Source organism: Paraburkholderia sp. DD10, assembly GCF_049177125.1.
Lineage (GTDB): Bacteria > Pseudomonadota > Gammaproteobacteria > Burkholderiales > Burkholderiaceae > Paraburkholderia > Paraburkholderia terricola.
On the sequence record NZ_CP185392.1, the window covers coordinates 1548708 to 1563659 of the forward strand.

9 protein-coding genes and 3 pseudogenes are annotated in these 14952 nt (G+C 61.8%); 6 read left to right on the forward strand and 6 right to left on the reverse strand.

The features are described 5' to 3' along the window. Positions 1-439: 439 nt before the first annotated feature. The 4 genes from ACOCG7_RS07110 (at position 440) to ACOCG7_RS07125 (ending at position 4772) form a co-directional block, all read left to right on the forward strand. Entirely contained in the window at positions 440-2134 is a 1695-nt protein-coding gene (locus ACOCG7_RS07110; protein WP_421377405.1) for an amino acid adenylation domain-containing protein, read from the forward strand. Continuing rightward, on the forward strand, positions 2131-3468 hold the full coding sequence (locus ACOCG7_RS07115) for a hypothetical protein (protein WP_154873692.1): 1338 nt from the start codon (positions 2131-2133) through the stop codon (positions 3466-3468). The genes ACOCG7_RS07110 and ACOCG7_RS07115 overlap by 4 nt, the downstream gene beginning before the upstream one ends. A gap of 57 nt (positions 3469-3525) precedes the next feature. Further along, a complete protein-coding gene (locus ACOCG7_RS07120; protein WP_114164558.1) occupies positions 3526-4290 on the forward strand; it encodes an enoyl-CoA hydratase in 765 nt (254 codons plus the stop codon). 212 nt (positions 4291-4502) lie between these two features. Continuing rightward, positions 4503-4772 (forward strand): hypothetical protein, encoded by a 270-nt coding sequence (locus ACOCG7_RS07125; RefSeq protein WP_421377407.1) that lies wholly within the window; start codon positions 4503-4505, stop codon positions 4770-4772. Between the two features lie 220 nt (positions 4773-4992). On the opposite strand, the gene ACOCG7_RS07130 is transcribed toward ACOCG7_RS07125, so the two are convergent. From ACOCG7_RS07130 to tssF, 6 genes and pseudogenes are all read right to left on the reverse strand, one after another. Next, complete coding sequence (locus tag ACOCG7_RS07130) at positions 4993-5334, reverse strand: hypothetical protein (protein WP_421377409.1); 342 nt, start codon at positions 5332-5334, stop codon at positions 4993-4995. 564 nt (positions 5335-5898) lie between these two features. Next, positions 5899-7011: a porin gene (locus ACOCG7_RS07135; RefSeq protein ID WP_421377411.1), complete on the reverse strand. Its 1113-nt coding sequence runs from the start codon at positions 7009-7011 to the stop codon at positions 5899-5901. 211 nt (positions 7012-7222) lie between these two features. Further along, positions 7223-8122, reverse strand: a pseudogene (locus ACOCG7_RS07140) (HAD-IC family P-type ATPase); the annotation flags it as partial. 555 nt (positions 8123-8677) lie between these two features. After that, entirely contained in the window at positions 8678-9301 is a 624-nt protein-coding gene (gene tssJ / locus ACOCG7_RS07145) for a type VI secretion system lipoprotein TssJ (protein ID WP_421377413.1), read from the reverse strand. 44 nt (positions 9302-9345) lie between these two features. Beyond that, positions 9346-10383 (reverse strand): type VI secretion system baseplate subunit TssG, encoded by a 1038-nt coding sequence (gene tssG / locus ACOCG7_RS07150; protein WP_421377584.1) that lies wholly within the window; start codon positions 10381-10383, stop codon positions 9346-9348. Between the two features lie 65 nt (positions 10384-10448). After that, a pseudogene (gene tssF, locus ACOCG7_RS07155) lies at positions 10449-11492 on the reverse strand (type VI secretion system baseplate subunit TssF); the annotation flags it as partial. Here tssF and tssD point away from each other — a divergent pair. Beyond that, a pseudogene (gene tssD / locus ACOCG7_RS07160) lies at positions 11479-11766 on the forward strand (type VI secretion system tube protein TssD); the annotation flags it as partial. The pseudogenes tssF and tssD sit on opposite strands and share 14 nt — an antisense overlap. Positions 11767-11922: 156 nt before the next feature. Next, on the forward strand, positions 11923-14649 hold the full coding sequence (gene tssH / locus ACOCG7_RS07165; RefSeq protein WP_421377415.1) for a type VI secretion system ATPase TssH: 2727 nt from the start codon (positions 11923-11925) through the stop codon (positions 14647-14649). Positions 14650-14952: the final 303 nt, after the last annotated feature.

A 14952-nucleotide genomic window follows, 5' to 3' on the forward strand; every position in this document is an offset into this window, starting at 1 on the left:
CGCTGGCGCACGCACCGGTGCCGGTCACTGCGACGTGCCCGCAGCAAACCCTTTCGTTCTCGCCCAGGCAGCATGGCTGTTGCGCCGGCGGATCGTCTGATGCACGCACCAACACTGAAGAAATGGACCGACTTTATCGACCATCGCACTGCCGTCCGCCGCCGTGCGGCTAACCATCGTGTGAGCTAAGCAATGGAGCAAGCCCGGGTGTGAAAATGTGTCCATTCATCGAGCGGAATCTAGGGAAGCTGAATTTCAGGCAGCGGCTAAACAGGCCCTGCATCAGCTCCTATCGACTCGCCAAAACCGTCCCCGGAATACTCAACAATTGTCGTTGCAGCAACATCTGGATCGCTGGTTAGCACCTACGGACAGTTCTCATTGATCGGCGTGCCGCCGGAACGAAGACCTCCACGAATGCAACCATGGAAACCTGACTATGCATACGACGCCAGACAGCTTTGCCAATGCAACCGGACACCGCCCCGAATCTGTCGACGTATCGGCGTATGAAGCATCGCGAGTGTTTAACAGGGAAGCAATACGCAACCTGTCGCTAGCCGATCAATTGCTATTTGAATGGTTCGGGAAGGGTCCGGACGTCGAGGCCAGATACGCTTGCGTGCATCACGCTTTCGAGCAATACGCTGCGGCGCAGCCCGACGCCATTGCCGTGCAGCATCTTGGAAACAGGATCACGTATGGCGAATTGAACCATCAGGCGAATCGTCTGGCTGCCACATTGGTCAGTCACGGCGTATCGACGGGCGACGCGGTCGCACTCTTTCTGCAGCGTTCGATATCGATGGTAATCGGCATTCTTGCCGTGCTGAAGGCTGGCGCTGCATACGTGCCACAGGATGCTGGCGTGGCTCCGCAGACTCAGCTTCGCCACATCATCGATGTTACTTCGGCGAAGGTGATCCTGACGCTCGGCCGGCTAAAGCACCTGGTCCCTGTGCCTGACGGACACGTGTGCATCGCAATCGACGAATATGTCGACGAACCTGCAGCTGACAACCTGGATATCGCGGCTCCTCTCTCCGTCGCGACTGATGTCAATGCCGACAACCGGTGTTTCATTCTATTCACATCCGGGACGACCGGTGTTCCGAACGGGGTGCAGGTCACACATCGCAATGTATCGAACATCCTGCTGACCGAACCCGGATCTCTCGGGATGCGCCCCGGCGTCAAGGTGGCGCAGATGCTCAACATCGGGTTTGACATGGCGGCCTGGGAAATCCTGGGTTCACTGGCAAACGGCGCAACGCTTGTGATTCGCGGCGAAGGCTTCGCGCAGGTTGCAAGGGAAGTCGATGTCATCATTTCGACTCCGTCAATCCTCGCCACCCTGGACGCCGACCAGTGCCGCACCGTCAAGGTCGTCGCGGTCGCGGGCGAACCCTGCCCGAAACCGCTCGCGGACAAATGGGCCGCCTTTTGCGCGTTCCACAATTCCTGCGGCCCGACCGAGACCACCATCGTCAATACGGTGCAGCGTTATGACCCGTCGGCCGGGCGACTCACTATCGGTACGCCGACACCCAACAACACGGTCTATATCCTCGATGAGCACCGCAAGCCCTGTGCGATCGGCGAAGTGGGCGAAATGTGGGCAGGCGGTGATTGTGTCACTGCAGGCTATCTGCACAACGCCCAGTTGACCACCGAGCGCTACGCAGCCGATCCGTTTCTTGGCAACGGACGGTTGATGTTCCGCACCCGGGACCTTGGCCGCTGGACGCCGGACGGTGAGCTTGAGCACCTGGGCAGGGTGGACGATCAAGTCAAGATACGCGGCTTTCGGGTCGAGCTGGATTCTGTGTCCGCGGTTCTCGAATCGGTGCCGTCGTGTACGCATGCGGTGGCCTTGAAGCTCGACAGCCGGAATCTCGCCGCGTTCGTCTGTCCCCGCTCTGTCGACACTCACGTTGCGCGTCAGATGGTCGCAGCGGCGCTGCCGTACTACTGCACACCTTCGCTGATCGTCGCAATGGACGCATTTCCACTAACCAGTCGGGGCAAGGTGGACAAACGCGTACTTCTGAACCTTGCCCTCGAGCGACTGGAAGAACAGCAGCGGCAAGCCAGTCCAGTCGAGGAGTCACTGCTTTGCGAGGTGAGAGCATGACGGCAAGTTCTCTCGACGCTGAACTGCCGATGCCACAGGGCGTCATGCGCCGCTTCGCGCGGCATCCGGCTTTGATGCACTATCACCGCCTCGTCTGTCTGGTGGGAGCGATCAACCTGGCGTTTCTCGCGTTTGGCGTGACACGCGGTATGTGGTGGACGAGGAACGGGATTGCGCTCGGCCCGATTTCAAATCTGGTTCTGGTGAATTTCTCGATCGCGATTCTGATCCGTCAACAGTACGTGATCAATCTGTTGTTCTGGCTGGCGACGCGGGCGCCGACGCACTGGCCGCTGTCGATCCGGTGGACGCTCGCGAAGGTCTATCACTTCGGGGGCTTGCACAGCGGCTGTGCTGCGGCCGCAACGGTCTGGTTCGCAGTTTTCGCGGGTTCCCTGACGTTCCATCTGGCGAACGGATTGCCTGGCGTGTCGGTCGGCATCGTCTGGGTGACGTATGCGTTGCTCGCGATTCTGCTCGTCATCGTACTGATGGCGCTGCCCGCCATTCGCGCCCGCTTCCACAACAGCTTTGAAAAGACGCACCGCTTCGGTGGATGGGCCGCACTACTACTGTTCTGGACGCAGAGCGTCATGTTCATCGACGACCAGCGAGGCGGCGCAGGTCTCGCGCACGCGCTGCTCTCGTCGCCCGGATGGTGGATGCTTGCTGTCCTCACGACTAGCATTGCGCTTCCGTGGACGCGGCTGCGCAAGGTGCCGGTCAGGATCGACACGCCATCGTCCCATGCCGCCATAGTCCGCTTTGACCACGGCGTCACGCCTTTCCCCGGATCGTCGACCGCCGTGAGTCGTCATCCTCTGTTCGAATGGCATTCGTTCGCCAACATCCCCGCGCCTCGGGAGAACGGCTTTCGCCTCATCGTTTCCCGCGCCGGAGACTGGAGCGGATCGTTCATCGACGACGCGCCGTCGCACGTCTGGGTCAAAGGAATCCCCACTGCCGGGGTGGCCAACATCGAAACCCTTTTCACCCGCGTGGTCTATGTCGCGACCGGCAGCGGCATTGGACCGGTGCTACCCCATCTGCTGGCGAAACGGGTGCCAGCCCGGCTTGTCTGGTCGACCAGGAGCCCTCGCGAGACATATGGCGACGCACTGCTAGATGAGATTCTTCAGGCAGAGCCGGGCGCAATCATCTGGGATACCGATACGCAAGGCAAGCCCGACATGGTTCGACTCGCCTACGCTGCCTACACGCAGTTCAATGCAGAGGCCGTGATCTGCATTGCAAACCAGAAACTCACGAATGCAGTCGTCTACGGCATGGAAAGCCGGGGGATTCCCGCTTACGGCGCGATCTGGGACTCCTGATCGTGACGGCGTGTCTGGTGCAACGCAGATCATCCATTTTTTTCTTGAGAGGTTCGCATGACCATTCTGATCGAACGCCGGGATCGGGTCGCCGTCATCCGGCTGAACCGCCCCAAAGCGATGAACGCATTGAGTTCCGAAGTGATGGAGGAGATTGTCTGCGCGATGCAAACGCTCGATCGCGATCCGCAGGTGGGCTGTTTCGTGCTAACGGGTTCCGAGAAGGTCTTTGCGGCAGGCGCGGACATCAAGGAGATGCAGGGCAAATCCTACATGGACATGTTCAACGAGGATTTTTTCGCTGGCTGGGATAACTTTGCGGCGCTACGCACGCCGAAGATTGCCGCCGTATCGGGCTTTGCGCTCGGTGGCGGCTGCGAACTGGCGATGATGTGCGACATGATATTCGCCGCCGAAACCGCAGTCTTCGGCCAGCCTGAAATCAGGCTCGGTGTGATCCCGGGCATGGGTGGCTCGCAACGCCTGACGAAACTGATCGGCAAGGCGAAGGCGATGGACATGATCCTGACGGGACGCACGATGGCGGCCGACGAGGCCGAGCGCGCGGGGCTCGTCGCCCGCGTGATTCCCGCCGATCGGTTGATGGAAGAAACGCTCGCCGCTGCCGCGACGATCGCCGGGTACGGCAAGGTGACTGCCATGGTCGCCCGCGAGGCGGTCGATCGCGCCCTCGAACTGGGTTTGCGCGAAGGGCTCCTGTTTGAGCGGCGAACATTTCACGCACTGTTCGCAACGGAAGACCAGAAGGAGGGCATGCGCGCCTTCGTCGAGAAAAAAACGCCCGAGTTCAAGGGCCGCTAGAAAGGACGACTCACTCTAATGCAACGCCTCGTCCAGAGTAACGCTCCGCCGTTTGGAATCGTCAATCTTCACCCCAAAAGAATGTGCGAAGTAATTTCCAGAATCTACGGCGATGATAAATCTGTCGTAGGCAAGTTCGGGTACTGTGCCGACGGGTCACCATTCGAGTCATATCCGCGAGGAGCATTCGCCTTTGCATCGGCGAACGCCAGATGAAACAGAACGACTCTGCATTCAGTTTCCTGCAATCGATCTTCGATGAAGTTGCCTCGAACGCATATGCGTCCGCTTCGGAGAAGTTCGAAGCACCGGGCCGGATCGGCTACGGCCGCCCGCATCCGGCAGGGGGCGGTCAGAAAATCTCCTTCGAGGTGCATGTTCGATCTGAGTCGGAAAAAATGCAACGCTTCGAGGGGAATCGGCCATATTTATTGCATTCGGTGAATTCAAACCGCCAGTGGCGGCATAGTGAATTCAGATAGTTTCCACTTCGAAGAACCTTCCAAACCAATCCGAGTAGTGGGGCGTCTATTGGTCGCCCGCTCTGGCTTAGGCACGAGACGGTTCTGCGATATCGGGCGAGTTTGCGTGATGAGGGCGGCGAGCGTCGCGCCCACCATTTCGCATGTTGCTGGACGATGCATGTGCTTGCTGGCCGCCCTTTGGCCTATATCTTTGGTGGGAGCGGCCAGAGAGTGAGGGTTACCAGGCGGCCACGGAGCGGAAGAGGTCGAGATGCCGTCTCCGCTCGCCAATGATGGCGTAATTTGGCAATGCTACGCCTGACACTTGAAAACCACGGGAGCGAACAAGTCTGAGCGCCGGAATCAAGTCGGTGTTGCCGGTCATGACGATCATTTCTTCGACCGCTCCGCTATCTGCCATCGTGGAAAGGCCGAGGCCAATGCCGTTGGTGCGCGCAATTTTGTTCCCGCGAGTGGATAGTCGATTTGGGGCTGGCAGAGACTTCGAGAACAAGTTTGCTTCAAGAGGTCTTTCAGAAAGTTGTTCCCCATACCAACGTTTGAAGCGTGTCGGCCCCAAGTGAAGCGCCGAATTGAATGCCGATGAAAGCGCTCGCGCCTAAGTTTGCCGGTGCAAAGTGGGAGAAGCTGAGCCTTTGGTAGGGGGCTGTTGCCGTTGGTTTGCGTAAAGTTGTTCGCGTCCGCCAGCGGGCGGTCGGGAGCCATGAGCCAGCTGGGAACAATATTGTACAAATCGCAGTTGCATAATATTGTTCCCGCAGCCAACGAAGCCGTGACCATGGCCGAAGCGCGGACAGGGCAGGCCGTTGGCCCGATACGCCAAGAACAAATTTCTGCAAAAGACGGAAACAAGTTTATGCAAACAAACGGGACGGCCCCCAATCCTTGGCGCCCATTTCTATATTTGACATAAGACAAATTATCACCCATAAACAATGTAGTGGCTATTCGGTAATGTCCGTTTTTAGCTAGATAGATGGAATGGCCGCCTCCCGCCTTTGAAGTCTTTCAAGATCAAATGGTCAGGCATACGGCATTGCTGAAGGCCGGGCGTGATGGAGCCTGCACTCCCGTTCGCTCCATCCCGCCCGCGTCAGCCGCATCCCGCGAAACGAACGGGCGCTCATAACCGATGACGGATACCGGCCGCGACCAGCAACTGGCTGCGGCCCGCCGACGGATCGGACGTATTGATCACGGCGGGGACGCGAGATGAAGCGCGCTGATACACCGTCTCCAGATAGGTATCGGTGCGCTTCGAAAGCTGGTAGCCAGCCTGCAACGCGCCCTGATGCCAGTGTGCACCCGAGCCCTTCGTATAGGTGTACATGCTGGCAAGCGACACCTTCGGCGTCCACTGGTACACGCCATTGATCTCATAGTTGCTGAAGCCGACCGAAGGCTCCGCTGAACCGGAACCGGCATCGGTCACACCGCTATAGGTCGAGCGGGACCACGCGGCACCCACCGTAAAATCGCCGATCGCATAGCTTGCGCCGACGCCATACGTGCTCTGCGTCTGCACGCTCGCGTCGAATACGTCGCGATTCGAGCCGGGTAGATTCACGGTGTCATATGCACCTCCCGCGGTGTTGCCGCGGCCGTTCACGTGCAGGTAAGCGGCGCCCGCGTTGAACGGCCCGCCCTGGTAGTTCGCGCCGACGCTGTACGCGCGATTGTTGGCGAACTGACCGGCACCGTTCGAAAACGCGTACATGCCGCCGAAGCTGAAGCCGCCGAACGACGGGCTCGCATACGTGACCGAATTGCGCGCGAGGTACGCGTTGTTGGCGTTGTCGTTGTCGAACGGATGCGCGAACGCCGTGCCTCCCGCACTGCCCGTCAGCGTGAACGGTGCGAAATAGTCGTGGACCGAATCGTACTGGTGACCCACCCTGAGCGTGCCGTACGTCTCGTTGCGAAGGCCGACGTAGTACGGGTGATCGTTGAAGCCGTCGCCCGTCGTCACCGAAAACCCGCGCTCCAGTTGAAAGATCGCCTTGTTGCCGCCACCGAGATCCTCGGTGCCCGCGAGGCCCCAGAAGCTGCCATCGATCAGCCCCGAGGTGGCCTTGTACTGCGCGTGGCCGCCGACGTTACTCACATACGCGAGCCCCGTATCAAGTTCGCCATACAGCGTTACGCTGCTCTGCGCGTGGGCGTTCGCGCCGAGGAACGCGAGCGTGGCGGCGGTGGCGGACGGAATGGTGAAAAGCTTGTTCTGTTTTGCGGACATGTCGTGAACTGGTAGAAAAAATGAACAGGTCGCGCGCATCCGGCGCTGCACGCAATGGTGCGTGGCGAAGAGCGGGTGCGCACGATATGACGTGAGGTCTGCGTGATCGTGAGCGCCATCAACAGACGGCGCTCACGCACCATGATTCAAGGCTGGCCGAAGCCATTGCGCACGGCATTGAACCCCATCCAATGCGCAGTTGCGGTCGGCTTCAATACCACTGCCCGTAACGGCGGATATACAGCGTCTTCACAACCTGCGTCAGCATCATGTAGCCGAGGATTGTTGCGACGAGCCAGAGCCAGTAGCTGTGATCCAGCGAAATAAAACCCAATGCCCCGGCCAGCGGAGAAAACGGCAACCAGCAGCCCACGAGGATAGCGACCGACGTCGACAGCAGCACCGGCAGCGACGCGGTACTCTGGACAAACGGAATCTTGCGCGTGCGCAGCATGTGGACGACGAGTGTCTGCGAGACGAGACCTTCGATGAACCAGCCGGAATTCATGATGCTCTGACCGCCGCCGTGCAGGTGGAACGCCGCGCCGGCGCCGAACACTGTCCACATCAGCACGTAGGTCACGATATCGAACACCGACGACGTCGGTCCCAGCCACACCATGAAACGTCCGATATTGCCCGCATCCCACTTGCGCGGCTTCTTCACGAAATCGGGATGCATCCGGTCCCACGGCAGGAACATCTGCGAGAGGTCATAGATCAGGTTCTGGATCAGCAATTGCATCGCCAGCATCGGTTCCCAGGGCAGGAATGCGGAGGCGATCAGCACCGAGAACACGTTGCCGAAATTCGAGCTCGCCGTCATGTTCAGGTACTTCAGGATATTGCCGAACGTCTCGCGGCCCTTGATCACCCCCTCTTCCAGCACCATCAGGCTCTTTTCGAGCAAGATGATGTCGGCGGTTTCCTTCGCGATGTCGGCCCCTGTGTCCACCGAAATGCCGACGTCAGCATCACGAAGCGCCGGCGCGTCGTTGATCCCGTCACCGAGGAAACCGACCGTGTGGCCGTTTGCCTGAAGCGCCTTCACGACACGCGCTTTCTGCAGCGGGGTGAGTTTCGCAAAGACCGTGGTGTGTTCAACCACCCGTTACGGACGGACGCAATCTGGCGTGCCGAAGCGGCGCTGAAATGGAGTGAACGGGAGCGGTACTGAAAACTACTGCGACGCGCACCATCTGCCTGCGGGCAGAACGGTGGCTGAATGAGGCTAGCGGAGGTTCTGCCGGTCAGGCAATCAAACTGTTCGAGAATTGACTACTGCAACTGTCCAAGGCACTAGCCCCTGTTTGTGAAGACGGACGGATTGTAAGCAGACGCTCAGGACAGCGTCAACCTTAAATTTTGCTGTACGGAGCAAATGCGCGCGTTGAAGATTCGACGCGATCTTGAGATCGACTGGATGTCGGAGTCGTTTTTTGTCAGGGCGGTCGAGAAGATGGATTGCCTCTCACACTCCGCAGGGAATGAAGTGCAAGAACAACGCGATGTAGATATCGCTGCCGCCAAGACGACGCCCGCAGGGTTCGAGCAGCTCGACCGGTCACCGGGCATTCTCGGACGTCGACGACCCGGCATTGACCGCGTTCGTGAGGGATTCGCTGGAATGTCCCGCAGCAGAAAAGGCGTCATCCTTACGCACTATTCAGCCGCGCCTGTATCCGCCGGCGTGCGGCTCCAATGCCGCCGCCGGCACCGGACTTGCCGGCACCGCCTGCTGCGGAGCGTTGCGTTTGACGGGTTCGGAATCCGCACCGTCCAGCACCAGTTCGTTGCCCCTCACCTCGATCTTCACCGGATCGGTCTTCTTCCACTGCTTCTTCGGAATCGAGAGCTTCCACACCGCGTCCTGGCCCGGCTCGCGGAAGAACGCCACGACGCCCACGAACTGCGCCGCCTCATTCATCGGCTCGGCGATACTTGCGCTCGCATCCGGACGCAGCACGACGTCCCGGGTGGCGAGCAGATCCGCCTTGAGCCGGTTCAGGTCGTCCGACTGCAGTTGCGAATAGCTCAGTTTTTCAAAGGTCTTTGCATCCCTGAGCTGGTAGAACCTCACGACCGTGGAAAGCGACCGCCCCTGGGCGTCCGTATTGAGCGACGCACGTCCCTTGAGGTCCACGTTCATCGTCCTGACCTGTGTGGTGAAAGCCCACTTCGCGGCATCCACCGTTCCGTCGCCGACCGCCTGCGCAACGCCGCATCCAGCCGTGGCCACGGCCGACAATATCGCGATCGCCAGGCCTGTGCGGTGTGCCGCGTGTTTCATGCTTGCGTCCATTGCGGGGATGCCCCTCTTCCTGTGATTGTCCTTCATGCGTTTGTCTCCCCCGCCCCATTCCAGCGGCCAAGCTGCACGCGCGTGATACGCGCCGGACCGCCAGCCCCGGACCTGGCAGGTGCTTCCAGTTGCGCGGTAAATCCCAGGTTCGCCTGACGCGGCTCGAGCACGGGTTGCGGCATGAGCCCGGCACGCACATGCATCTCAAGATCCGCTTCGCTTTCGTAACCCAGGTAGAACCGCAGCAGCGACATGACCTCGCGGTGGGCCGGTTGTCCCGGCACGAGCGCCAGTACCGTTTCACGCGACGATGGCGTGATGATGACCCGCACCGTGTTCGCCCGGTCGTAGAATCCGCGGCCGAGCAGACACTGCTCACCGAGCGCGGCAGGCTCGACGTCGTCGACTTCCCGCCACACCGGGTGGAATTCCTCAACCGCGATCGAGGCGTCCGGCACGGCATGCCGCAGCACCCCTGCCAGCCCTTCAGCCGTGCGTGTTTTCTGCATGGTGAGCGCGAGCATCGATAGCAGCCGGCGCTTGTCGGCCACCTCGAGCAGTCGCTGACGCGCGGTGGAAGGCTGCGGCTTTTCCTCCGCCGCGGGTAGCCTGGGCACCGACGTGATGAGGCGCGGGGATGTACTGAACCCGAAGCCGGCGAAGCTGAGCAGATAGCGTGACACCGGGTCCGTGCCATCACGCCTGAAGCCGACCGGGTACCGGTATTTACGCGCGACACGGTAGTACTGTGTGATGACGCGGTGGTGGAACAGGTCGAGAAACGCCGACAGGCGCTCTGCCCCGTCGCGGTTCTGGGCTACCACATCGACGAAATACGCGGGCATGCGCGCGTCGACGCCGTAAAGTCCGAGAAACGTCGTCACCACCGATGGTCGCGCTGACAGATCGTCGGTGTCGTACCGCACCGCATCGATTTCACGCCCGGGAAAGCCCAGCTGCGCGCGCGAACGGAACCGGATGGGATCCGCGGCAGGCGAATCCGTCGTCCCGAGCGGCGGCGCATCGGGCGCGGCCAGCTCGATCAGTTCACAGAAGCGGATGAAGTTCATCCGCGGCGCGTCGCCGAGGATCGCTGGCAGCAGCGACGGCGCGCCGGCCGGCAGGGTGCGCGAGTTCAAAATGGCGCCCCTTCGCCCTTTGTTTCGGGCCATTCGATGCGCTGCCCGGTGGGCTGGGTCACGATCACGAGCTTCGTGTAGAGATTCATCGTCGCGTACAGCCCGAGGAACCGGTTGAGCATGCTGCCGAAAAGCTCGAGATCCCCGCTGCCTGCAAAGCGGCCTGCATCGAGCGTGACGGTGATCTCCACGCCACGCAGCAGCCCGCCCTTGACGAGTTTGCTGAGCGGCCGGTGCCGCACGTCGGTGATGGCGTTGATGCGCCGGCTGTTCAGTTCGCCGTCGGTCCAGTCGTAGAGCGCGAGCGAGCCACGCAGGATCTCCGCATCGAGCAGCGACAGGTAGTTCGGCGCGAGATGCGAGAGCACGCGCCACTGGAACCGGTCGCCGGTGGGCGGATAGACCGGCAGGGTCGGCGCCGTCAGGTTCCGCACCGCGCCAATGCCCGTAAAGCCGCCGCGCATGCGCGTGATACCCGCCTCGCGCAGCGCCTTGCGCGGCAGCATCCCGTTGGTGCCCGTCACCGACAGTGACAGTGTCTCGGTGGGCAGCGTCGTTGCCTGATCCCAGGCGTGTCCGCCAAGCACGATCCAGGTGTCGAACCGCCCGGACGGACCGCGCCGCATGCGGGTGTGGTAATACCGTTCCGGCATGTCGTGACGCAGCATGCCGCCGCGATGACGGAACGCAGCGAAGGGCACATATTCGTAGCGTCGGCCGCGCTCGAAATACTCCACCGCATCGACGGAATAGATGTCGACAAGCGAGCCGTGTTCCGCACGCGCGCGGACCCGGTATTCTGTTTCGTGCTGCGTGAGCGTCACCGGATCGGCGCCCACCGGGAAAAGATTGATGACGGGCGTGCAGTACAGGCGGATGTTTTCCGCGGTGAAGCGCATGTCATCCGGATACGGGCGTTCGAGCACGACCTCGACATCGAGCGAGGTCGCGGACGCGGGAACCGCCTGGATGTCGAGCCCGAGCAGGTCGACAAACATGAACTTCTCGGGGAACGTAAAGTACTCGAGCAGCAACTGGTACCTCTACAAGGCAGTCACGAGCGGCCAGACCCTCAAGTCCGCTGAAATCAGGTGGTACAAGATCGACGACGCGGGCAAGGAGAAGGAGTACTTCAACACGAAGCTCGATAACGTGAAGGTGGTCGCCGTGCGTCCGAAGATGCTCGACATCAAGGATCCGGACTACGAGAAGCACAATCACCTGGAGGAGGTCGAACTGCGCTACGAGACGATCACCTGGTCGTACAAGGACGGCAACATCATTCACAAGGACACCTGGAACGAGCGTTCCTGATTGACTGCTGGTCTGAAGGCCGGTCCGCCTCACCGGTAGTCTCCGGGATGCCGGCCTTCCTTTGCCAGTCCGCCTGTGCGGGCTGGCTTTTTTCCTGCGTGGGGCGAGCGCTCCCAGCGCCGGCACGCCCCCATTCCATGTGCGACAAGCCCGACCATGACCGTGCATAACGACCGAAATGCATCCTTCCGCGACGCCAGCCAGCTCCTGCAGCGGCTCAATCCACACTGCGCGAAAACGCTCGAGGCCGCGGCAAGCCTGTGCCAGACACGGCTTGCGGACGAGATTTCAGTCGAGCACTGGCTGCTCAAGCTGATCGAGGCCAGGGACAGCGATATCCCGGCCATCATGAACCACTATGAACTGGATATCGATGCCGTCTGGGATACGCTGCTCAGGGCCATCGACCACACGCCCCGTAACCTGCGCGGCCGCCCCAGTCTGTCCGCGCAGCTGGCCGTCGTCCTCCAGGACGCCTGGTTGCACGCGTTGACGCACGCCGATGGCGGCGACCCGGCCATCCGTTCCGGCCATGTCCTGCAGGCCATCGTGGAAGCGCCACATGTCCTTCGCACGGCCAATGCCTGGCAACTGCTGTCGGTGAGCAGTGCACAGATTGAACGGCTGCTGCCGCGCCTTGGGCCGCGCACCTGCGAGAACCAGCTGGAAGAGCCGGAAGCCCCCCAGGACCCGACCGACGCCTCGACGGTAACCAGTACTGTTAAACACGCGCAGCAGGGGCCAGCCGCACGGGCAGCCACGCGCACCGTGGAAGGCGACGCACTCGCCCGCTTTGCAATCGACATCACAGCGAAAGCGCGTGACGGCAAGATCGACCCCGTATTCGGGCGCGAGCGCGAAATCCAGCAGATGGTCGACGTACTCGCGCGCCGGCGCAAGAACAACCCGATCCTCGTCGGCGAGCCGGGTGTCGGCAAGACCGCGCTCGTCGAGGGCCTCGCGCTGCGCGTCGCCGCTGGCACCGTGCCGAACGTGATCCGTGACGTGCGTATTCTCACGCTCGATCTCGGCCTGCTGCAGGCAGGTGCGGGCGTGAAGGGCGAATTCGAGCAGCGCCTCAGGAATGTGATCGATGAAGTGCAGGCATCCACCGTGCCAATCCTGCTTTTCATCGACGAAGCGCACACGCTAATCGGCGCGGGCAATGCCGCCGGCGGCGCTGATGCGGCCAACCTCCTCAAACCCGCACTCGCGCGCGGCGAGCTGCGCACGATCGCCGCGACCACCTGGTCCGAATACAAGGAATACTTCGAGCGCGATGCCGCGCTCGAACGCCGCTTCCAGATGATCAAGGTCGAGGAGCCTGATGACGCCGCTGCCTGCCTGATGCTGCGGGGTCTGAAGGAGCGCTACGCGAAGTATCATCGCGTCCACATCCGTGACGAGGCGCTGGTCGCCGCCGTCAGGCTCTCGCGTCGCTACATCCCCGCGCGACAGCTGCCTGACAAGGCGGTCGACCTGATCGACACAGCCGCAGCCCGTGTGCGCATGGGTCGCGAGTCGCCGCCGGCGGAACTGCAACGCGCCAGCGCAGCAGTCGCCGCACTGGAACTGGAGTGCGCCACGCTTGACGACGATGCCCGCGCAGGCGTCGAAAGCGCGGAAGATCGCCGCGCCGCACTCGATGTCGCGCTGACCGATGCGAAGGCAGAGCTGGAGAGCCTGGAGCAGCGTTACGGGCAGGAACTGGGCCTCGTCGAGGCGCTGCTCGAACGGCGTGATGCCGCGGCGGCGAGCGACACCGCGTCACTGGCGCAGGCGCGCGAGGCGCTTGCGCGTGCGCAGGGCAAAACGCCGCTGATCTTCGCGGATGTCGACGCCCAGGCGATCGCCCGTGTGGTGGCCGAATGGACCGGCGTGCCTGTCGGCAACCTCCTCGAAGACGAACTGCAGGGTCTGCTCACGCTTGAAGACCAGCTCGCGAAGCGCGTCGTTGCACAGGACGACGCGCTGGCCGCGCTCGCGGAAAGCCTGCGTACCGCGAAGGCGGGCCTGAAGAACGAGCACGCGCCACTCGGCGTATTCCAGCTCGCCGGGCCGTCCGGCGTCGGCAAGACCGAGACGGCACTCGCGCTCGCGGACCTGCTCTTCGGTGGCCAGGCCGCGCTCACGACGATCAACATGTCGGAGTATCAGGAATCGCACACGGTTTCGCAGCTCAAGGGCTCGCCACCGGGCTATGTCGGTTACGGCCGGGGCGGGATCCTGACCGAGGCGGTGCGCCAGCGTCCGTACAGCGTCGTGCTGCTCGATGAGGTCGAGAAGGCGCACCGGGACGTGCTGGACATGTTCTACCAGGTGTTCGATCGCGGCACGATGCGCGATGGGGAAGGACGTGAGATCGACTTCCGCAACTGCGTGATCCTGATGACGTCCAATCTCGGCAGCGCCCGGATTGACGAAGTCACGACCGACAGTCCGGATGCCGCGCAGGCGGCGCTGCTCGACGCCATCCACCCGGACCTCGTCGCGCACTTCCAGCCCGCCCTGCTCGCGCGGTTCCAGACCCTGGTGTACCGGCCGCTCGAGGTAGCGGCGCTTGCCGCCATCGTGCGCCTGAAGCTCGCGAAGGTCGCCGAACGCCTGCTTCGGCAGCACGCGGTCGAGCTGCTGTGCGACGAATCACTCGTCGGGGCCATGGCCGGGCTGTGTCTTGCCCGCGAATCCGGCGCGCGCAATGTGGATGCGTTCCTGAACCAGCGCATCCTGCCGGCGGTTTCCCGCGAACTGCTCACGCGCATGGCAGGCGGAACCCCGCCCGCGAGGATCGTTCTGTCCAGTTCGTCCGAAGGCAACCTGACGATCGACTTCGTCGATCATGGGCTGCCCGCTGAGGCAAGCTCCGCTGCGCCGGTCGCCTGAGGAAGACGGGAGATGGGGCTGCGGACGTTATCCGCTGAATTCCCGGCTGTTCCTATCTCCGAACACGAAGAAATAAAGATTCGCCTTGGCGAGCAAATCGAGGCGAACTTGTCCTATTTCCACTGCTCCACCTCTGCCACGAGCAGTCCACTCCGACGAGGTTCGCGGTCTCCCGCGCGACTGCTTGCCGGTCACCAACGCTTAATAGCCGGTTGCAAGAAACCTCTCGAATGGTTTGACTTGCCACGCGTTGGAACCCAACTCCGCAGCGAACGCTTGTAGCGCAGCCGAACACCATCGAGA

Coding starts and splice junctions, on each gene's coding strand:
- ACOCG7_RS07110 (WP_421377405.1), top strand. CDS start 440: ATGCATACGACGCCAGACAGCTTTGCCAATGCAACCGGACACCGCCCC.
- tssJ (WP_421377413.1), bottom strand. CDS start 9,301: ATGAAACACGCGGCACACCGCACAGGCCTGGCGATCGCGATATTGTCG.
- ACOCG7_RS07125 (WP_421377407.1), top strand. CDS start 4,503: ATGAAACAGAACGACTCTGCATTCAGTTTCCTGCAATCGATCTTCGAT.
- ACOCG7_RS07120 (WP_114164558.1), top strand. CDS start 3,526: ATGACCATTCTGATCGAACGCCGGGATCGGGTCGCCGTCATCCGGCTG.
- ACOCG7_RS07135 (WP_421377411.1), bottom strand. CDS start 7,011: ATGTCCGCAAAACAGAACAAGCTTTTCACCATTCCGTCCGCCACCGCC.
- tssG (WP_421377584.1), bottom strand. CDS start 10,383: ATGAACTTCATCCGCTTCTGTGAACTGATCGAGCTGGCCGCGCCCGAT.
- tssH (WP_421377415.1), top strand. CDS start 11,923: ATGACCGTGCATAACGACCGAAATGCATCCTTCCGCGACGCCAGCCAG.
- ACOCG7_RS07115 (WP_154873692.1), top strand. CDS start 2,131: ATGACGGCAAGTTCTCTCGACGCTGAACTGCCGATGCCACAGGGCGTC.